The following is a 20,640-nucleotide window of genomic DNA, read 5'->3' as shown; positions in this document are numbered from 1 at the left end:
AAAGGGAGCAATTTCCTTTTAAGGATAATTACTCCCGGGGTTTTTTAAACTTCCACTTTTTTGGGGCTAGACCAATCATTCTCTGAGCGTTTTTGTTTATTGGTAAGCGATTTTTACTGTGAATTAAAGTGTTATTTGATATGTTTTTAAAGATTTTCACCACATTATCGGAACTACTAATTTTAAAAACTCATTTTCCTGTTCAAAAAATAATAAAAATTCAAAAGGATTATGTAAATAAATATTAAATATATTGTCGATAAAAGAAGAATGTTTCCAAGGCTGTTCGAGAAAACCCTCATTACTAATCAGTGTGGTGTAGAACATGAATACTTTAAAAGATTTTCCGTTCCCGTTTACGAAATCCTCCTATCAATACAGCAACAATTCAAAGCAAGTTTTCCCACCAAGGTGTCTAACGGTTACGGATAAGTATAAGGAAGAAATCGAGTTAAAAAGAAAGCTGTTAACTCAACATAATGAAAGGTGTTATCAATCATTGCCGCACTCCATAGAAGCTCAATGGGAAATTATGATGGTACTTATGGAGGAACTGGCAACATATGAGCCATCATGTTTTTCGTTTGAAAGGAAAGGGAACGAGTATCGTTTTGTCAATCATCTTTTAGAAGAAGAAACATTTATTTTTCGTGATATGAAGACCATCAGTCTTGAACCGCTTGACCTGATCGGACGTCATACCCAAGAAGATCTGATTCTGATGGGTGACCGTGATGCTGATCTGTATTTGGATGCCGGCCAGTTATGTTTCCCGTCTAATTGGTCATTATGTTTCACTTTAGGTATGGACTTTAAGTCGATTCATTTTCCTGTTCCTGGTATTTCCGAAAATAACTTTATCGATAAAGTACAGCGCTTTATTAAACATATTCGACCGGGTCATACATGGGAACGGAAAAATTGGTCCATCACCATCGGGTCTAAGCTTGATACTCCTTTAGAAACCTACTCGGAATGGGGAACTCGCCGGTTGGAAGTGACCGCTGAAAATGCGGGAGAGTTAGTCCATCTGAGAGTGGAGGTTCAACGACTTCACCGTCTTCCGATATCCAATGATGTGTTGTTTACGATACACACGCATTTGTTACCTGTTAAGGCATTACAGGCAAACCGCGAATGGCTGCAATTGTTCTATCAAAATATCAAATCCTTGCCGGCAGACATTTGTGAATATAAAGGAATTTACATGTTCCAACAACCGTTACTCGCTTATTTGGAAAATATGTTCATGAAGGAATGAATGATGATATGCGGGAGATTGAAAACTTTTTAATAGATAAAAAGCATGTACTACTGTTTGCAGATGACAAAGGGATTTCCTTTATTCAACCCATTACCGATCAAATCAAAGAAAAAAACCTATCTTTTGAAATTGTGTATTTACCATTCGAGCCAAGTGAGAAAAAGCTTACCGGATGGTTATCGAACCAACAAATCGGTACGGCTTTGTTTATTTTTGCCGCTTCCAATATAGCTCAAAAAGTTTATCAGCTTGCCCGACAAGCAGGGTATTTCAACGAGGATATTTATCTACAAAAAATAGGCAATGGTCACAAACGAGTATTTTGTTCCAAATGTCATTTTATCAATGAAGTCAAAAACGAGGAACCGTTACATTGTCAAAACTGCCAGCTAAGAATCAAGCCTTCTAATCATTATTCGTCCTATCATCATGCCTACCTAGGATACCCTGTGCTCTCAAGAACGGAGGAGTGTAATGGAACATTTAAGCAATCATAACCTGTTACTGACGGTCAAGAAAATCATACCGGAAACGCGTGATGTGAAAAGATTTATTTTAGCTCCTAAGAATCAACCTCTTCCTTCCTTCGGCGCAGGTGCGCATATTACGTTACATTTGCCGTTGGAACATTCAATCGTATCAAGACAATATTCCATCATCAGTAACCCGCTTAGTTTCAATCATGAGTATGAAATTGCGGTGAAAAAAATAAGCGTCGAAAAAGGCGGCTCATGGTATTTGCATCATAAGGTTAAAGAAGGAGATACGCTTTTAGCGTCACCTCCAGATAACTTTTTTCCACTACGGTTTGAAGCTCGCCATCACGTACTGTACGCGGCAGGGATAGGAATAACGCCGATCTTATCCATGATGGCACATCTAACTTCTCTCAATTCTTCATTTGAATTACATTATGCAGCTAAATCGATCGAAACTTGTCCGTTTTATCAAATGATTAAATCCGATTATGAAGACAAAGCCACCTTTTATTTTATGGAACGGACGAAAAAAAGGGCTTTATTAAAAGAATCGTTAAAAAACCAACCGATCGGTACACATGTTTATATTTGCGGTCCGGAATCTTTTATAGAAGATATGAAAGTTTTTGCTAGAAAAGCTGGTTTTAAAGAGCAAAATATCCATGTTGAACGGTTTCGAGCTCATATACAGCCTGAACTTACCCGTCCCTTTTCTGTTTACTTACAAAAGTCAAAAAAAATGGTCGAGGTTCCTAAAAATCGTTCCTTACTAGAGGTTCTTAGAGAAAATGAGATCCCCATTCCCTATTCTTGTAAAATGGGGATTTGTGGGACATGTGAAGTAGATGTGATTGATGGGAACGTACTGCATTTTGATTCTTTCTTAACCGACGAAGAAAAAAAATCTAAACTATTGGCATGTGTTTCAAGAGGAGTCTCTCAATTAACACTTGATTTGTAGCTTTGGAAAGGGAGAAGGGTAAGTCTGCAATTTATAGCATTAATGGATGTAAGATTTATCATCCATTAATGCTTATTTCATTTTCTTCTAAAATGAAATCCCCACTCTTTATCGCTGATCTGAAATGGAACAGTAGAATTAGTATCATTCTGAATTTGAACAACAAGACTCAAAACGGCACGGTCTATTACAACCGGTCCTGTAGTAAATGTATCCATTTTCTTCCTCCTTTTTTAAAATGAAGAGCGAGTTGCAAAACTAAAAAACATTCTAGAGTATTTATAAGAATACGAATAAGATAACGATGAATCCGAAGAGGGGTATTAAACTTACTTCCAGCGACTTTCCTAGACTGTGTATGTTTTTTCGTTTTTGCAACATGTTCCTATTTTATTAAATGCAAAAGTAGTATTTTTGAAACGGACAAGCGTATAAGGATATTTCATCAAATTTTATAGATTTATGAGGTTTGTAAGGTTGTATACGAGTTTGTGAACGTCAAGCCCTAATATGGTTCGTTAATCGCTGGCTATAAATATATAGATGAAATAAAAAGATGTAGATAGCGTGATTCTATCACTCTTTAAAAAGGAAAATCCTCCCTAAAGAAACGTTTGTGTTTCATTTTTAACATAATTGTACGTTCTAGCCGAATAAGATGAATAAATAATTTTTTCGGTTGTTTGAAGAGTACTTATAGGGGAGGAAAATATGTCAAGTTATGTATTTCCTAAATTGTCATATGAACAAATGATTTCAATCATTAGAAATGGGCTCCCGAAAACTAAAAATCCTAAGAAGATCATTGTTGTAGGGGCAGGTATGGCAGGACTAGTCGCAGCCTCTTTGTTGAAGGAAGCTGGACACAACGTGACAATCATTGAAGCTTCTCAGAGGGTAGGAGGACGAATCTATACACTTAGATCCGATTTTCGTGATGAACAGTATCTTGAAGCTGGTGCGATGCGAATCCCTCATACTCATTTGTTGACTTGGTAATATATTAGAAAATTTGCCCTTCCGGTAAATAGATTTTTCAATAGTACTCCTAACGACATTCTTTATGTTAGAAATATCAAAACCCGTTTGAAGTTTTATGAACGGAACCCTGACATTTTCGGTTTTCCAGTTGCCCCGCATGAAAGGGGTAAAACCGCTACGGAGTTGCTTCAATTCGCAATAAAACCGGTCACAGATTTTATTAACCATAACCCACGTAACAATTGGCCTTTGGTCATAAAAGAATTAGATAAATATTCGATGGATGCTTATTTAAGATACAATCCATTTGGAGTAAGGTTATCCACGGGTGCCATTGATTTAATTAAAGTTATTCTTTCACTAGGAGGGCTTCTTCATCTTTCTTTCCTGGAATTGTTAAGGGAATTAATGATTTTGTTTACCCCTAATATTCAATTCTATGAAATTACAGGAGGAAACGATAAACTCCCTAAAGCGTTTATGACTCAACTGAAAGAGAATATTATGTTCGGTCAAAAGGTAAGGAAAATTGTACAGCACGACAATGGAGTTACGATTCATTCTGTCCATACGAGAATCTTAGAGCCATTTCAAATCACCGGTGATCTTGCCATTGTGACCATACCATTTTCTATCTTACAATTTGTGGAGATTGAACCACGCAACTCTTTTTCCTACAACAAATGGAAGGCGATTCGTGAACTTCACTATGCTGGCTCAACGAAGACCGGTATCCAATTTAAAAGCAGGTTTTGGGAAAAAGAAGGGATGTATGGTGGGAGAACAGTTACTGATCTCCCAATCACGTATACTCAATACCCGAGTCATGATCTTGGTCAAGCAGGGCCGGGTGTTATATTAGCAAGTTATACATGGGAGAATGATACGATACCATGGGATAGTTTAGGCGATGAATTTCGTTTGGAATATGCATTAAAAAACTTAGCTACGATTCATGGTAAACAAGTATTTCTCGAATTTGAAACAGGAACGAGCTTCAGTTGGGTTCGTAATCCTTACTCTGGCGGAGCATTCACGATATTTAAACCTGGACAGGTAACTGAACTATCTCCTTATATTTCCACTCCAGAAGGAAGGGTTCATTTTGCTGGAGAACATGCCTCAACTAATCACGGTTGGATTCAAGGAGCAATCGAGTCCGGTATACGTGTAGCACATGAGGTAAATGATTTACCAAGAACTTTCTTCCAGACAACTGCCTAGCTAGCAAGAGAGCCATGCCCTGATAAGTTCCAGTGAAGTGCAAGCCGAAATAGGCTACATGTATAGGAAATTCCAAAATATGAATGATAAGAAATAGAAAAATTTAGGGGTAAAAAATATTTTTTTACTATCTGGCCGCACTTCTTAAGCAAGAAGGCGCATTTTTATTTAGATCAAATTACCAAATTGCACCAACAGTCGTCGGAAAGCAGAAACAAAAATCCACAGCGTACACCATCAATTTTTTCAAAATGATGATTGACCCTCACGTTGCGTGATACTTTAAAGTGAAAAGGGAAGGGAGGTCAAAGGGATGGCAATGAAGGTAAAAGAAGTGGCCGATTTAGTTGGGATTAGTGTGCGCACACTCCATTACTATGATGAAATCGGATTGTTAACTCCCGAAGAGACGACGGAAGCGGGGTACCGTCTCTATTCGGATCGAAATCTTGAGATGCTGCAGCAAATTTTATTTTTTAAAGAGCTTGGCTTCCCTTTAAAGAAAATTAAAGAAATTATCAGCGATCCGTCATTTGATCGAAAAAAGGCATTGGAGCTCCATCGAAAAAGATTGGTTGAAAAACGGCGGCAGTTGGATCAAATGATTGCGACGATTGATAAGACGATTCAACATATGGAAGGGGAAATTGAAATGGCGAAAAAGGAAATGTTTGAAGGATTTGATTTTAGCCAAAATCCGTATGAACAAGAAGCACGTGAACGTTGGGGCGATGACGCGGTCGACAAAGCGAACGCTAAAATTGGGAAGATGTCGAAAGAAGATCAGAAAAAATTAGCCGATGACATGAATGCGATTTATCAACATTTAGCTTCCCTTCGCCATGGTGCCCCAAACTCTGATGAAGCGCAAGCCGCGATTAAAGAATGGTACGATTTATTAAATCAAATTGGTCATTATTCCCTCGATGCGTTCAAAGGATTAGGCCAATTGTACGTAGATGATGAACGTTTTACAAAAAATATCGACCGATTCGGCGAAGGCTTAGCCCAATTCATGTGTGAAGCGATGGCCATTTTTGCGGATAAAAACAAACCATCTTGAGCAGGGGTGAACCCTGCTTTTTTTTGTTAAGAGGAAACTTGTGAATAATGTCGAACATGTTTAAATAAAAAGTATTCGAAATTAGGTGATCGACATGAACATTGTGATTGCTCCAGACTCATTTAAAGGAAGTTTATCCTCATTAGAAGCCGCAACGATGATGCAAAAAGCGTGTCTTCATGTTTTTCCAGAAGCCGATGTCATTTTAAAACCAATGGCTGACGGTGGGGAGGGGACGCTTGATACCTTGTTATTTGCAACTAAGGGGAACCGACGACTCGTAGCTTGTACCGGCCCAAGAGGAGAATCCATTCATGCACCGATAGGGGAATTACTAACACAACAAACAGCGATTATTGAAGTGGCTACAGTAGCTGGCCTTACGCAAATTCCAATAGACGAAAGAGACCCTTACAAGACAACGACATATGGGATTGGAGAATTAATTCGCTTTGCGGTAGACAACGGATGGAAAAAGATCATTGTGTGCTTAGGAGGAAGTGGGACGAACGACGGTGGATTAGGGATGCTGCAAGCACTTGGCGTAAAATTTTTTGACCAGACCGGAACAGAAATAGGAACGTACGGCGCTGATTTATTGAACGTTCATGATGTAGATGTGTCTGGCTTGCATCCTCAATTATCCAACGTCAACTTAGTAGTTGCATGTGATGTCGATAATCCGCTTTGCGGGCCAAACGGGGCAAGCGCTGTCTATGGTCCACAGAAAGGAGCGACGACAGAACAAATCGAGGCTTTAGATGAAGCCCTGCACCGATACGCTACCTTATTGGAAGATGCACTCGGCGTACAAGCGCAACATTTACCTGGAGCGGGTGCAGCGGGAGGTCTTGGGTTTGCCTTAATGATGTTAGGGGCGAACATGCAATCAGGAGCTCAACTTGTCGGAGAACATATTGGTTTAGAACAAGCCATTCAAACCGCCGACCTTGTCATAACAGGTGAAGGAAAAAGCGACAAGCAAACATTTTACGGAAAAGCACCAGGGTACGTGGCGATGCTGGCGCAAACATATAAAGTTCCAACCATATTAATTTCGGGAAGTCTAGATGATTCGATTACCGATTTACATTCCTTATTTGCGGGATGTTTTTCGATTGTAAAGAAACCGATGAGTTTAGTCGAATGTATCGTTAATGCAGACAACTTACTGTATGAACAAACAATCAATGTCATGCATTTTTGGAAATCGATGATAAATAGATGAACTACTTAATATCCATAAAAGTGAGGACTAATGTTTACAACAAAAAGGGAGATCAAATTTAAACAAAGGGGAGTTCTTGTATGGAAGGTTGGGGCTTACTATTCGTCATTTTGTTAGGTGTGTTGTTTATTATTTATGCTACAGCTAAATTAAAGCTTCATCCATTTTTATCTTTATTGGTTTCTGCTTTTGGAGTTGGTATTTTAGCTGGATTGCCATTAGCTGATGTTGTGAATGCGATCAATTCTGGCTTTGGTGGTTTAATGGGAGGAATTGGCCTTGTCATTATCTTTGGTACAATTATTGGGGTTTTTTTAGAAAAAACAGGAGCTGCCTTAAGAATGGCAGAGGTAGTCTTACGTTTGGTTGGTGAAAAACGTCCGCAATTGGCGATGAGTTTGATTGGAGGTATTGTCAGCATACCCGTTTTTTGTGACTCTGGTTATGTCATTTTGTCATCATTAAAGAAAGCGCTCGCTAAACATGCGAAAGTAACCGTAGCTTCCATGGCGATTGCACTTTCAACGGGGTTATTTGCTACACATACTTTGGTTCCTCCAACTCCTGGTCCAATTGCAGCTGCAGGTAATATTGGGGCTGAGAGCTATTTAGGAACAATTATTTTGATCGGTCTTATTGTGGCCATTCCTGCCATCATGGCGGGATACTTTTGGGCAATAAAGGTGGGAACAAAGATTCATGTCAAAGGTGAAGAGGAGTTAAAATATAATTATGAGGACGTTGTAAAAGAGTTTGGGAAACTTCCTTCGACATGGAAGTCTTTTGCTCCTATTATTGTTCCTGTTCTACTAATTGCTCTCGGTTCAATTGTTCAATTTGCTGGTTGGACGGGAGATGGAGCGAATGTCCTTCTCTTTCTCGGATCTCCAGTCGTCGCTTTATTTATAGGTGTATTATTTGCTTTCTTATTAGTTTCTACATTGAATGAAGAGACATTGACGAATTGGATTGGGATCGGAATTAAAGAAGCTGCACCTATATTGCTGATTACTGGAGCAGGGGGAGCATTTGGTTCCGTGATTAAATCAACGTCAGTTTCATCATTTATTGAAGGATTCGCTAGTAGTGACATAGCAACTGGTTCATTTTTTGTTCTGATACCATTTTTGATTGCAGCCGCATTAAAAACGGCACAAGGTTCTTCTACTGCTGCCCTTATTATCACTTCTTCACTCGTCGCTCCATTACTCGGCGAAATAGGCATTACATCACCAACAGCTTTAGCGCTTGTTGTGATGTCTGTTGGTGCAGGAGCGATGGTCGTTTCTCACGTGAACGATAGCTATTTCTGGGTCGTAAAAGAATTTAGTGGAATGTCTGTAACCGACGCCTATAAAGCACAAACGGCAGCTACTCTCATCCAAGGTATCGTTGCTATGATAGTTACGATGATTTTATGGGTCATTTTTGTATAGGTTCTTAAAAAAAATGAGGCTGGATCCTTCTATGGAATCAGCCTCTATTTCATAAAAACAGTTTCTATCATTAATCGGTAAATATCTCAACAATTAAAAGCACATAAATAAAATCCATTTTCAAGATCAGCAATATATATTGCCTTCACTCGCTTTTCAATTGCCTAAAAATCGATGAACATGCCTTAAAACCAATACGAATATTCTTGATTACCAAATACAAAAAAAAATTTCGCCGTAAATCACATATATTCCACCAGCTGTAGTGTAATCACTAATCCCCAATAGAAGCACAGTTAGTTGTAGAAGGGAAAAAGACAGCTACCACTTCGGGATATATATTTTATGAATTAGAAAATGAAGCCTTACCTCAAGTAGGAGAATACAGTATCGTCTTAAATTCAAAAGACGAACCAGTAGCAGTCATTCGTACTGAATCTGTTGAGGTGCTGCCAATGAATGAAGTGTCTGAAGAATTTGTATTAGCAGAAGGAGAAGGCGATGATAAAACTTGGTGGGATGCACACGAAAAGTTTTTTACTGAAATCTTAAAGGAATATAATAAAGAATTTTCTCCTGATATGTTAGTAGTGTGTGAACGATTTAAAACGGTTTATACCACAAATTAATAAACGGGGGACTTTAGCGTGAAGTCCCCCAATTAAGGTTATTTCCAAACACGTTTCAATTGAAAAAATTCTTGCACGTACCCCCAAACAGATACTGGAGACATGATCATTTGATAAATAAGGACATACAAAAGAAATCCCATTTTATTTTTACGCACACGTAAATGTAATGGTTTAAATACTTGATCTCTTTGGTAAACATAAAGGATTCCATAGCTGATTAACGTTAAGGGAAGAACGAATAAAGTCATTGGACCGACAATCCAATAATATCCGAAAAAGGCGAGCAGAAGTCCAGGGATCCAAAACAACGTATAGGAAACGTCTAAAAAAGGCATGATGAAATTGATGCCGGTTAAATATTTGGTATACAGCATTGGTTGTTGCCACGGTTTAATCTCTTTTAATCCTTCGATCATTCCTCGTGCCCAACGTGACCGCTGCTTTATAAAATGGGAAAAAGTAGTTGGCACTTCTGTAAAAGCCACCGCTAGCGGTTCAAAATACACTTTCCACCTTTTTTTCAAAAAGCGCCACGTTAACACAATATCTTCGCCAATCGCATTCGGCCAACCGTCAACCTCTTTTACACACTCGGTTTTATAAAGACTAAATGCCCCTTGTGCGACTAATGTTCCTTGATACAATCCTTGTAATCTTTTAATCGACGCAATCCCTAAAAAATAATCCCACTCTTGGATTTTCGTCCAAACGTTTTCACGACTATTTCTCACTAGAACCGATCCGGCTACCGCACACACTTCCCGTGGGCTACTTTTCATTCGAGCTACTAAATAGCGCACAGCGGAAGGATGAAGGAGCGTATCGGCATCTAGTGTAATGACATAAGGAGTCATTACATGTGCGAGCCCGTGATTTAGTGCATGAAATTTTCCTTTTTTATATTCATGGAAAATACGCACGTTCATCCTTAATTCCTGACTAGCGTTTTGGATTTCTGAAACAGTATTATCATTCGAACCGTTGTTGATGACAATCGTTTCAATCGTTCCAGAATAGTCTTGATTTTTAATGTATCTTAACGTCTTCGCAATCGTTTTTTCCTCATTATAAACAGCGATTAATATCGTTACAGGGTCTGTTGGATATTCGATTTTTAATTTTGGTTGTCGATCAAGAAGGAGACTTGAAACAAGAAAGGCATTTAAATAACCGGGGATATAGGCAATACCGGTTATTATGATTACTGCCATCGGAAATGAAACGATGTCTGCTAATTCTTTTACCCAAGGGATAGAGAGATAGATAGAAAAGACCATCCACGTAAAGGCCGCACAATGACCAAGAAAAAATTTCGTGAGAACGGGAAGGTACCATTTTCTCGTTTCTAGCTCGATAGGTGGTTTGGGTGAAGGAATATTTGGTTGCACGTTACCATCCACCTTTAAACTGAATGAAAATGTGAAGATATCCTTATTCTGAAATAGTGTACAAAACTCTTATTCTATTTTCTATAGAGGGAAAAAGTTAAAAACGCCACTATATTCCATTGAATATAAGAAAGAGGCTGACTTTGAGCCAGCCTCTCTTTTATTAAAAGAAATCATAGAAAAACGGCTTGATCGGTGGGATGATGTTGTTCAACCGTTCGATGTCCTCTTCGCTTCCAGTTAAAAGTCCTAGTTGGTCAAGTTCGTGTGGTCGTTTGTAACCGAATAACAGAGTGGAAAGGTTATTAATGGTTAAATGAACACCTTGACCTTGCACTTCGTCTTTTGGAATCGGGGTAATTTGCTCCTTCGTTAAGACATAGGATTGATCATTCCATGGGGCGAACGTGTCAGTGACATGAAGAACGACCTCTTCTTTCACGTCGCCCCATTGAAATGGATATTGATATAAAAAGGACTCCACATCGACAATGCGCACCATAAAATATGGGATCATTTCTTGTTTGATTCGTGGTTCGTCGAGGGAAAAGAACAATGGTTCCTGTTCCCATGTGATCATCGTGAGCTCTTCAATCATCGAATCGTGCTGACAAATAAAATTCCACAACGCTTTTCGGGCCTCTTTCGTTAAAGCGACAAATTCTTCGACTTTCATTTTTTTATTGTTGACTTCGTATAAAAGATATCCATTTGGATCTCCGTTTGGATCATAATAAACGGCAGCAAAAAGGTCACTGTATACTGATTGTAGCCACCATTCACGGGTACGAACGAGCATGCCGCTAAAATTTTGAGCGTACTGTTCATACACACGTTCAATGTCTGTGTGGTGCTTCTCTTTTTGAAATCGTTTGATTGTTCCTTCGACTTCACCTTGAGGGATTAAGTCAGACTTTGTAAGCGTACTTTTTAACTGATTGGCAAACAATTCCCATCCGAATTTTCGGTAAAAAGCGACGTGAAACGGATGAAGCATGGAGATCAAATATCCATTTTCTTTTAAAAATGTTAACGATTCTTGTAGCATCTTTCGGACATACCCTCTTCGGCGGTACTCCGGATAGGTGCCGACCCCTGCGATGCCGCCCATTGGGATTTTTTCTTTTCCAAGATACACGTCAAAAGGGATGATATGCAGTTTTGCAGCAAGGAACTCTTCGTCCAAAATTCCTAACAAGTGATGCTGGTGAAACCGTTGCATTCGTTCCTCTTTTTGTTCTGCAGGCACTTGGTATTGAAAGGCGTACTCTGACATTTTCAACACATCAAGGAAATGTCGTTCGTCTAGTTTTTGAATATTCATCATTTGTTCCTCCTTAAAGGCAAGTAAAGCGGTAAAGGTGGCATGTAAATTTACGAATCCGGCAAGTAACATTGTAGGTTTGGCAAGTAACCCACGATTTTCAGCAAGTTAAGTGACATAATCCACTCAAAAGTCCGCCTATTTAATAAAATTAAACCAGCTCCTTGTTTAAAAACACCCCATTATCAAAAAGTGGGATAAAAAATCACTTCTTCGACACTCCCATTCTGCTTAAAAATCTAGTAAATTAAAAAAGCGGTCCTATCAATCTTTTACTTTCCATATTCGAGCTAGCTGTATCAATTTCCTTTTATTAAAAGAGGAAAGCCTTTACAATTTTGCTAATGTGAATATAATGGGGGCGGAAAAGAACGAAGGAGTGAATAGTATGATGAAGCAAATCCACAAATACCTCGTATTTGTCATGCTTGTTTTCGTGGCTGTCATCACCGCTTGCTCAAATGTTGGGGAACAAGAACGCGTTGTCGTCCAATTGGAGCAGGTCCATGACGGCGATACTATTAGAGTGATTTACAACGGTAAAGCTGAGAATGTGCGTTTTTTACTTATTGATACGCCAGAGACGTCACATCCTACGAAAGGTGAACAGCCATATGGCCAGGAAGCCAAGCAATTAACAAAACAACTGGTTGAAAACGCCAAAAAAATAGAATTAGAGTTTGACCAAGGACCGAAGCGGGATAAATATGATCGGCTTCTTGCTTATGTCTATGCGGATGGGAAAATGGTTCAGAAAGAACTTTTAAAACAAGGATTGGCAAGGGTTGCGTACGTATACGAACCGAATACGAGATACGTAGACGAATTTCGAGCGATTGAACAGGAAAGTCGTAAACAAAAAATCGGCGTATGGGAAGTAGAAGGCTATGCACAAAACGATGGGTTTCACCCAGAAGTGATGAAAGAAGAAAAACAAACCTCTGCCAATGGATGTGATATAAAAGGAAACATTAATTCTAAAGGAGAAAAAATTTATCACACCCCTGATTCCCCTTGGTACGAGCAAACGAAACCGGAAGTTTGGTTCTGTTCTGAAAACGAAGCGATTTCCTCTGGCTTTCGAAAGGCGAAATACAATTAAGATGTTAAATACATATCTTTTGAACAAAACCACGTGCTTCACGAGTTGGAGCAGGTGGTTTTTAAATAAGTTAAAAAGGAATCGTCCATCATCTTGACGATTCCTTTTATTATTTACTCCTCGTTTGACCGTACAACAAGCACGTCACATTTCGCATATCGGGCAATATGTTTAGTCTTTGAATGTGCAAAAAAAATTAAAGGGAATGAGTTAGTCAGCACCCTATCAACTGCTTATCGTACAAAAAGTACCTCAAAAAGAGGCACCTTTGTCATGTACAATCTTCAGCTTTATTTTGGTGTAATGGTGGAGGAATTAACCAACCTTTTTCTTTATTAAGTCGAAGAATCTTTGCACCTAGAGTTGCTTTTTGAATGTGAAATTGCCCAAACATCATTGCAATGTCTTCTCGGATTGATTGACCTATAATCTGACTACATGAAACTAATCCTGCTGCAATGTCTTTAGACAATGAAGCTGCTATTTCAGGGTCTTGAAAACGTGCACCTACAGGAATGTCTTCTAAACATGCTTTAGGGCGTTCTGGAGGTGATGGTGGTAAACCAATTCCGTTATTTTTTAGTAAAGTTTCAATTTCTTTAATTTCTTGTTGTCCACCTTGAATAGCTTCTTCAAGTAATTTCCGTAAATCTTCATCACCTGCATGGTTAAGATAAGTTTGGTAACCTGCAACTAATCCTTTAGTTGTCAAAAGAAACGCCCACGTTCCAAAAACTTCGCCATAGTGCATTGGTTCATTAGTTGGATTTCCACTTAAAATCCCCATAAAAACCCTCCTTATCGTTTTTGTAAAATCCATAGACTTCCTCCTTGCAGAGGAGTTAATAGTGCCATAACCCCTATATCAAGGGAGTTACATGTAAATTATTTGTATGGGGATTTAATTTTATTCATCCTTTAAGAAAGACTTATGCTATTAGATGCGAACGAATTTTATATAAATTTTGTCTAACTGTGAGGATAGTCATAGGACTTTTGTCGATTTCTTGGGAAATGTTCTCGACAAAGTCTGCAATTGCGTTTATTTCCTTCTTAAATAAAAAATGAAACACCAATATGACATTTGTCATGTAAAAACCATGACACCCTTTACTAACAGCAAACGATTTGCTCGAGTAAAATGTTGGTAAAAGGAGGAGAAAACATGGAGACGGTCATTCAAATAAAAGAAGTGTCCAAAATGTTTCGTGATCTGAAAGCGGTTGACAGGGTAAGTTTAATGATCGATCGAGGAGAAACCGTGGCCATTTTAGGTCCGAATGGGGCGGGAAAAACGACTCTGATTTCGATTATGCTTGGCATATTAAATCCAACATCTGGAGAAGTTCAACTGTTTGGAAAAAAGCCGAACCAAGTCCGCAACCGAATCGGGGTGATGCTGCAACATTCAATTATTCCCGATGATGTAAAAGTAAAAGAACTCATTGATTTATTCCGCAGCTACTATCCGCATCCTTTTTCTCACCAAGAACTGCTTCAAATGGTCCTGTTAGAAAATCAGGCTAACACGATGGCTCAAAAATTATCAGGTGGTCAAAAACGGCGACTAGCTTTTGCGTTAGCGATGGCCGGAAATCCCGATTTGATTTTTTTAGACGAACCGACTGTCGGCATGGACGTTACTTCAAGAAAGCTGTTTTGGGAAAAAATTCAATCGATGAAGCGATCAGGTAAAACCATTTTATTTACGACGCATTATTTAGAAGAAGCAGAGGCAGTGGCCGATCGAATTGTCGTCATTCATAAAGGAAAAAAGGTGTCAGAAGGTCCGTTAACATACATTCAACAAACATTTATGAAAAGGGCGGTAACATTTACGTGGAAACAAGAAGAAGTAGCGATGTTTTCAGATTTTCCATATGTAGAGAACGTCATGAAAGATGGGGATCGTGTAACGCTTTATACAAATGATTCGGATGCCTTGTTACGGGAGTTATTTTTACGAGATTTGCCAATATCCGATGTTTTTGTGGATAAGGGAAGCTTAAACGATTTATTTGATGATTTAACGAAAGGGGAAATGGTGGATGCACGCGCTTTGGATGCAGTGCAAAGTGGAGTTTCTGAAAACGTTTCGTAATCGGATGTTTCTCTTTTTTTCATTGTTTATGCCAATCATGTTTTATTATATATTTACCAATTTAGTTAATCGTGATCTTCCATTTCGTGAAGAGTGGGAAGCCCACTATTTGATGTCAATGGCTTTATTTAGTCTTATTAGTTCATCGGTGTGCTCGTTAGGAATTACGTTTGTTTATGAGAATAAATTGGGTTGGTCAAAAATGATTCGGCTTACTCCATTAAAAGAAGCGTTTTATTTTTTGGCGAAAATGATGGCACAACTGCTTATTAATTTGGTGTCAGTGATTCTTATTTTTCTTTTCGGATATGTGGTTAATGATGTGCAATTATCTATAAGTCAATGGGTAATGTGTATGGTTTGGATTGTGTTAGCATCTATTCCATTTATGGCCTTAGGAGCGATTGTTGGCAGCTTAAACAAAGTGGAAACAGCAACAGCGTTGTCGAACATTCTTCTCTTTGGGCTGGCCATTGTCGGCGGGTTATGGATGCCGGTAAATCAGCTTCCAGAATTTTTACAACAAATTTCAAAATGGCTCCCCTCTTATCGTGCGGGAGAAGGGGCATGGAATTTGATTAATGGGCAATCGATATCTTGGGAAACCATTATGATTTTAATGGTATATTTTGTTGTTTTTATGATACTATCAGTATATATACGTAGAAAACGACAAGAGCCGGTGTAGAAAAAATCACTCTCCAAGATGTTAAGAAGGGAGAGCGAGAGGGGAACATGATTCGCATTGTGATTGCGGAAGATCAGCGGATGCTTCGCGGTGCTTTAGGGAATCTTTTGAACTTAGAAGAAGATATCACGGTCGTTGGGGAAGCAGCGAATGGGGAAGAAGCATTGTCACTCATTCGTCAACTTCAACCAGATGTTTGTTTACTCGACATTGAAATGCCGGTCAAGTCCGGTTTGGAAGTGGCCGAGACCATTAAGAACGAACGGCTCCCTTGTAAAGTCTTGATTTTAACGACGTTTGCTCGTCCAGGCTATTTTGAGCGAGCGGTCCGTGCGGGTGTCCACGGATATGTGTTAAAAGATAGTCCCGTCGAAAAATTAGCTGATGCCATTCGTAACATTATGACCGGAAAAAAAGAAGTATCCCCAGAACTTGCCTTTGGATTTGTTCAAACGGAAAACCCATTAACCAATCGGGAACAGGATGTGCTTCGACTCGTGAAAGAAGGAAAAACTACGAAAGAAATCGCCGCCACTTTGTATTTGTCTCCAGGAACGGTACGCAATTATATGTCAGAAATTTTGGCAAAACTTGAGGTAAAAAACCGGATTGAAGCTATAACGGTGGCTGAAAAGAACGGATGGATTTAGTGGAACTCCAAATGATTATGAGCTAGAAGGATCAAACGCTTGGTTTATTGCCAAACGTTTGATCCTTATTCTTTATGATGGATCCCTCACTTTCGGTGTGTATCTTTTGGCCAACGAAATAATTGGTTCTTGTTCCACTATCCTTTTTTAAGGGAATAATTTAATTAATTTGAGCAAAACACATTAAATATGAGAAAAAATCCAAAATTTATGAGAAAAAATTGAACTTTTATGGGAAAAATCCTAACTTTTATGAGAAAATATCTAAATCTTATAGGAAAAAACCCACGTTTATGAGAAAAAATCCCCTTTGTGTCAAAAATAATGATTGTATGACCTCAAGATTTCGAACTGTTGAATTGTAATTCTCAATATTGGGTTTGAATAACGATATTACGGCATGTACGGTATGAGTACTTTTTTCATTTGAATCTCCCAAAAGAATAATACTTATTGTTAAATATGTTCTAAAGGGCTGTGAAGTTTCATAATATATTGTGTTCTTAGTTGATGTTTGACTCTGTGGGGGAAAGTTGGTCCTTTGGAAATAGGATTTGGCACATAAAGCATACAAAAAGGCCCATAGAGTACAGAAAATAAAACATAGAAGACATAATCTGGCTCATAGGTTAAAACACGTGAAAAGGAGCACGAACTATAGTTCTACAAACCAACTACGCCAATTGAGCATGTATAATCACTGCTAAAAAGATAACTGCTGGTAAACTAGAGATTACGTAGGTCACTGGATGGTCTTTTAATTTTCTTCCGAAGTAATAAGCCAATGCTCCAACGAAGATAGCCGAGAGGAAATAGAAGTTGCTGAAAGAAGGAGTAGTAATTAGAAACATGACCACGACAACTGAAATCCAAGTAGCATCGACTCCATCATATTTCCATTCCACATATTGAATGAGTAGTTCAAGAATGAAACAAGTAAGGTAAATGATCCATATAAGAAACGGAATGACGGCCACGGTATCACTACTTAAGTCAAACAGAAGGAGATAAACAGTTAAAAAACTAATAAAGGCAATAGCTGCTCCTTTGAATATTTTTTTCATAATAAAATCATCCTTTCCAAAGAGTAGTGATTATTATATTATTTTATTATTTAATGATCAGAATATTATTTAAAATTTAGGCTCTTCCCTAAAATAACTGTGGATAACTTTTACTGTTATTTCATTCATCGATGTGCCAATGGCAATTGGCATGAATGTCTGTTAAACATTTCGCTTGTGGCGGACGCTTTCCACGGGCAAGCCGCTTCCTTCGCTACGCTCGATTCCAGGGGCTTGCTTCGGTTCTTGTTCCCGCTGAAGTCGCCGCCGTGTGAATAACTTGCTAAACATAAACAATGACAGCCAAATTTTAAAATCAACAGGAAAAAGCGTGACCATAAAGGCCACGCTTTTGTTATGCAAATGAAGTGTTTAAATTTTCCACAATTTGTGACAACGATTGTGGATAAAAACACTGTAATTATCAAATAATTCGCAATGTTATTAACATTATCCACATAATTGTGGATAATTTATTCACAATTTAGAAGATATTACCTATTTTGCTTATTTAGTTGAACACGTTGATTAGCCGCATTCGCCCGTGCTTGTGCTTCTAAATCTTCTTGGTCGGCTAATTCTTGTGAAAATTCGACATCATATCCGTCTGATTTTTGATTTTTCGGAACTTGTGAAAGGGAATTTTTACTACGACCTCGTCCCATGACATGGCTCTCCTTTCAAAGTGAAAATGAAAAAAGTACGGAAGCGGATTTCCGTACTTATAGGATGAGCGAATTTTGACGACTTATGTTGGAAAATTTTACGGTAAGGTAGGCCGCTTATATCCACCCGCCCGGTCTGCCATTTTGAATTCATGGCGATAGGTTACTTCTTGTGCACTGGATAATTCTCGTCTCTTTTTGTCCCGTTTTTTCTTTTCCACCATTCACCCACATCCTTTCCACAAAGTTATTCTTATTTTTCCCTGTATAGGAGGAATTATGCAGAAAGAGGGAAAATAGTGGATAGCTAGTCCCCTTTTTCTTCTTTTAAAGCCGGCAATCACTTCTCTTGTCCTTGATGGGTGTTAAAATTAATCCCAACCTTCAGCGCCATAATGATTCAGCAGTTCTTTCATTTTCGTGTATTTTTCTGCCCAAAAGCCTTCTGTCGGAATCGTAATCGTTTTATATTCCCTTTGTTCGTCCACCTGTTTCTAACTGACGGACTGTGCCGATTTTTTCTCATGATAAATGTCTTCTAATGCTTCTTTTAGGGAAGGGTACTTAAACGTAAATCCATGCGAAACTAACGTGTTCGGTATTACTTTTTGTCCAGTAAGGACGAGGTCGCTCATTTCACCGAGAACGAGTTTTAAGGCGAAAGCTGGTGCTGGTAACCAATGAGGTCGTTTTAAAACAGTGGCTAACGTCCGACCAAATTCGTCCATGCGAACAGGATGCGGGGCGGTGAAATTCACAGGTCCTTGGATGTCTTCGTGTTGAAGGACGAACGCAATCGCTCGAGCGGCGTCTTCAATGTGAATCCATGACATCCATTGCGTTCCTGAACCAACTTTTCCACCGATAAACATTTTGTAAGGGAGGGCTATTCGAGGAAGCGCTCCTTCATTTTTTCCAAGTAAAACACCAAAACGGGCAAAGACGGTGCGTATGTTCAAGTCAGCTATTTTTCGTCCTTCTTGTTCCCATAGTTGAACGGTTTTGGCTAAAAAGTGATTCCCAGGCTCAGCGTGTGTTTCCGTATACGTCTTGGAATCAGAGGGTGGGTAAAAACCGATGGCACTCGCTTGGATGACGCCCCAAGGTTTTTTCGGCATCGACTCAATGATGCGACGAACTTCTTGCGTGGAATGAATACGACTATTCAAAATTCGCTTTTTTTGTTCATCCGTCCAACGACCGCTATTGATCGATTCACCTGCTAAATGGATAAACGCATCAATCACAGGAAGTTCGTTTTCAGGATGGCTTCCTTCGCGTAACCATTCAACGTAAGTTGCATTTTTCACAGGTAGTTGGGTTGGTATGTGCCGCGTTAAAATATATACATGATGCCCTGCACTTAATAAAAGTTTAGCGACTGCTTTCCCGATAAATCCGGTTCCTCCTGTAATGGCAATGTTCACTGTCAACGACCTCCTCCTTTTTTCTTTTCGGGCTGAACGTGTCTTTTCCCTTTTCTTATCAAATAAAACATTCTACAATTTTTATACAAAAGGAGGACGGATGATGCCTGTTATTACGAAAATTTCCGTACAGCAACAAAATAAGGAAAGGTACAACATTTATTTAGATGGACAATACGCCTTTAGTGTGGATGAAGAGGTACTTGCACGCTATGGATTGAAAAAGGGAAAAGAGTTAAATGAGCTCGACCTGACCGAAATTCGCTATCATGATGAGATCCGTAAAGGGGTAAATGCGGCGGTTCAATTTTTAGCTCATCGCATGCGATCGGAAAAAGAAGTCATGGACCACTTAAAGAAAAAAGAGTGGGACGACACGATTATTCAAGAAGTGATGCACAAACTTCGGGAATATCAATATGTCAATGATGAACAATTTGCTCAAGCATTCGTTCAAACGCAATGGAATACAACGGATAAAGGAACAGAGCGGATTCAACGAGAGCTGCGGGAAAAAGGAATCGCTGAAAGCATCATTGAACGAACAATGGCTACCATTGATTCTGCAGAAGAATGGGAGCGTGCGATGAAATTAGCGGAAAAATGGGCTCAAAAACATGCCTCTTTATCGGAACTGATGATTCATCGGAAGGTAGAAGAAGCGCTGCTTCGAAAAGGATATCCAAGTTCGATTGTGCGTGATGTCTTATCCGAACTGGTCATTGAAAAAAGCGAGGAAGAAGAGTGGGAAGCGGTAAAAAAAGAAGGGGACAAAGCCCACCGAAGGTATTCCAAATACGATGGATACGTGTACGAGCAAAAAATGAAACAAGCCCTGTATCGAAAAGGATTCTCCATGGAATGGATCGAGCGGTATTTATCTTATCGTCAGGAAGAGGAATGATTGGAAAAGCTTAGGATGAGTAAAACACTCTTATAATCGTCCGTTAAATAACAAGAACA

Annotated in this window: 22 protein-coding genes and 1 pseudogene; 13 read left to right on the top strand and 10 right to left on the bottom strand. The window is 39.0% G+C overall.

The window, feature by feature from the left end; all coding sequences use genetic code 11:
• Window positions 1-325 precede the first annotated feature (325 nt).
• From H0Z31_14590 to H0Z31_14580, 3 genes are read left to right on the top strand one after another with little or no spacing between them, the layout of a single operon-like run.
• The gene (locus H0Z31_14590) at window positions 326-1,261 is read left to right on the top strand and encodes a DUF3445 domain-containing protein (protein ID MBO8178656.1); all 936 of its coding nucleotides are present in this window, start codon (window positions 326-328) and stop codon (window positions 1,259-1,261) included.
• An 8-nt stretch (window positions 1,262-1,269) separates the two neighbouring features.
• Window positions 1,270-1,761, top strand: coding sequence for a hypothetical protein (locus H0Z31_14585; GenBank protein ID MBO8178655.1), 492 nt, complete (start codon window positions 1,270-1,272; stop codon window positions 1,759-1,761).
• Entirely contained in the window at window positions 1,739-2,704 is a 966-nt protein-coding gene (locus H0Z31_14580) for an oxidoreductase (protein MBO8178654.1), read from the top strand. Before H0Z31_14585 ends, H0Z31_14580 begins: the two co-directional genes overlap by 23 nt.
• A 77-nt stretch (window positions 2,705-2,781) precedes the next feature.
• Here the strand turns inward: H0Z31_14580 and H0Z31_14575 are convergent, their stop codons facing one another.
• On the bottom strand, window positions 2,782-2,922 hold the full coding sequence (locus H0Z31_14575) for a hypothetical protein (GenBank protein MBO8178653.1): 141 nt from the start codon (window positions 2,920-2,922) through the stop codon (window positions 2,782-2,784).
• A 493-nt stretch (window positions 2,923-3,415) separates the two neighbouring features.
• Here H0Z31_14575 and H0Z31_14570 point away from each other — a divergent pair.
• The 5 genes and pseudogenes from H0Z31_14570 (at window position 3,416) to H0Z31_14550 (ending at window position 9,265) form a co-directional block, all read left to right on the top strand.
• A pseudogene (locus H0Z31_14570) lies at window positions 3,416-4,909 on the top strand (flavin monoamine oxidase family protein).
• A gap of 313 nt (window positions 4,910-5,222) precedes the next feature.
• Window positions 5,223-5,972 (top strand): MerR family transcriptional regulator, encoded by a 750-nt coding sequence (locus tag H0Z31_14565; GenBank protein MBO8178652.1) that lies wholly within the window; start codon window positions 5,223-5,225, stop codon window positions 5,970-5,972.
• 94 nt (window positions 5,973-6,066) lie between these two features.
• Entirely contained in the window at window positions 6,067-7,200 is a 1,134-nt protein-coding gene (locus tag H0Z31_14560) for a glycerate kinase (protein ID MBO8178651.1), read from the top strand.
• An 80-nt stretch (window positions 7,201-7,280) separates the two neighbouring features.
• A complete protein-coding gene (locus H0Z31_14555; GenBank protein ID MBO8178650.1) occupies window positions 7,281-8,636 on the top strand; it encodes a GntP family permease in 1,356 nt (451 codons plus the stop codon).
• A 284-nt stretch (window positions 8,637-8,920) separates the two neighbouring features.
• Window positions 8,921-9,265, top strand: coding sequence for an ASCH domain-containing protein (locus tag H0Z31_14550; protein MBO8178649.1), 345 nt, complete (start codon window positions 8,921-8,923; stop codon window positions 9,263-9,265).
• 38 nt (window positions 9,266-9,303) lie between these two features.
• Here H0Z31_14550 and H0Z31_14545 read toward each other — a convergent pair whose 3' ends face one another.
• Both H0Z31_14545 and H0Z31_14540 read right to left on the bottom strand, forming a co-directional pair.
• Entirely contained in the window at window positions 9,304-10,545 is a 1,242-nt protein-coding gene (locus H0Z31_14545) for a glycosyltransferase family 2 protein (GenBank protein MBO8178648.1), read from the bottom strand.
• A gap of 274 nt (window positions 10,546-10,819) precedes the next feature.
• A complete protein-coding gene (locus tag H0Z31_14540; GenBank protein MBO8178647.1) occupies window positions 10,820-11,980 on the bottom strand; it encodes a GNAT family N-acetyltransferase in 1,161 nt (386 codons plus the stop codon).
• Window positions 11,981-12,371: 391 nt separating this feature from the next.
• Between H0Z31_14540 and H0Z31_14535 the strand changes: the two genes are divergently transcribed.
• On the top strand, window positions 12,372-13,082 hold the full coding sequence (locus tag H0Z31_14535; GenBank protein MBO8178646.1) for a thermonuclease family protein: 711 nt from the start codon (window positions 12,372-12,374) through the stop codon (window positions 13,080-13,082).
• Window positions 13,083-13,353: 271 nt separating this feature from the next.
• Here the strand turns inward: H0Z31_14535 and H0Z31_14530 are convergent, their stop codons facing one another.
• Window positions 13,354-13,869 (bottom strand): DUF3231 family protein, encoded by a 516-nt coding sequence (locus H0Z31_14530; GenBank protein MBO8178645.1) that lies wholly within the window; start codon window positions 13,867-13,869, stop codon window positions 13,354-13,356.
• Window positions 13,870-14,247: 378 nt separating this feature from the next.
• On the opposite strand from H0Z31_14530, the gene H0Z31_14525 reads away from it, so the two are divergent.
• The 3 genes from H0Z31_14525 to H0Z31_14515 are packed head-to-tail and all read left to right on the top strand — an operon-like array spanning window position 14,248 to window position 16,521.
• Complete coding sequence (locus H0Z31_14525; GenBank protein MBO8178644.1) at window positions 14,248-15,183, top strand: ABC transporter ATP-binding protein; 936 nt, start codon at window positions 14,248-14,250, stop codon at window positions 15,181-15,183.
• A complete protein-coding gene (locus H0Z31_14520; protein MBO8178643.1) occupies window positions 15,131-15,871 on the top strand; it encodes an ABC transporter permease in 741 nt (246 codons plus the stop codon). Before H0Z31_14525 ends, H0Z31_14520 begins: the two co-directional genes overlap by 53 nt.
• A gap of 47 nt (window positions 15,872-15,918) precedes the next feature.
• On the top strand, window positions 15,919-16,521 hold the full coding sequence (locus tag H0Z31_14515) for a response regulator transcription factor (protein MBO8178642.1): 603 nt from the start codon (window positions 15,919-15,921) through the stop codon (window positions 16,519-16,521).
• A gap of 674 nt (window positions 16,522-17,195) precedes the next feature.
• Here the strand turns inward: H0Z31_14515 and H0Z31_14510 are convergent.
• The 6 genes from H0Z31_14510 to H0Z31_14485 all read right to left on the bottom strand — a co-directional run bounded on the left by H0Z31_14510 (window position 17,196) and on the right by H0Z31_14485 (window position 19,677).
• Complete coding sequence (locus tag H0Z31_14510) at window positions 17,196-17,585, bottom strand: hypothetical protein (protein ID MBO8178641.1); 390 nt, start codon at window positions 17,583-17,585, stop codon at window positions 17,196-17,198.
• 162 nt (window positions 17,586-17,747) lie between these two features.
• Entirely contained in the window at window positions 17,748-17,924 is a 177-nt protein-coding gene (locus tag H0Z31_14505) for a hypothetical protein (protein MBO8178640.1), read from the bottom strand.
• 155 nt (window positions 17,925-18,079) lie between these two features.
• Window positions 18,080-18,250 (bottom strand): YfhD family protein, encoded by a 171-nt coding sequence (locus H0Z31_14500; GenBank protein ID MBO8178639.1) that lies wholly within the window; start codon window positions 18,248-18,250, stop codon window positions 18,080-18,082.
• A 98-nt stretch (window positions 18,251-18,348) separates the two neighbouring features.
• Window positions 18,349-18,474 carry a YfhE family protein gene (locus tag H0Z31_14495; GenBank protein MBO8178638.1) on the bottom strand — a complete coding sequence of 42 codons (126 nt, stop codon included), beginning with the start codon at window positions 18,472-18,474 and terminating at the stop codon, window positions 18,349-18,351.
• Window positions 18,475-18,621: 147 nt separating this feature from the next.
• On the bottom strand, window positions 18,622-18,738 hold the full coding sequence (locus H0Z31_14490) for a DUF4177 domain-containing protein (protein ID MBO8178637.1): 117 nt from the start codon (window positions 18,736-18,738) through the stop codon (window positions 18,622-18,624).
• Window positions 18,739-18,744: 6 nt separating this feature from the next.
• A complete protein-coding gene (locus tag H0Z31_14485; GenBank protein MBO8178636.1) occupies window positions 18,745-19,677 on the bottom strand; it encodes a TIGR01777 family protein in 933 nt (310 codons plus the stop codon).
• Between the two features lie 103 nt (window positions 19,678-19,780).
• On the opposite strand from H0Z31_14485, the gene recX reads away from it, so the two are divergent.
• Window positions 19,781-20,581, top strand: coding sequence for a recombination regulator RecX (gene recX / locus H0Z31_14480; GenBank protein ID MBO8178635.1), 801 nt, complete (start codon window positions 19,781-19,783; stop codon window positions 20,579-20,581).
• Window positions 20,582-20,640 lie beyond the last annotated feature (59 nt).

This window comes from Bacillus sp. (in: firmicutes), assembly GCA_017656295.1.
GTDB lineage: Bacteria > Bacillota > Bacilli > Bacillales > JACDOC01 > JACDOC01.
Note: the sequence above shows the minus strand (reverse complement) of the source record. Positions and strands in the feature narration are given on the sequence as shown.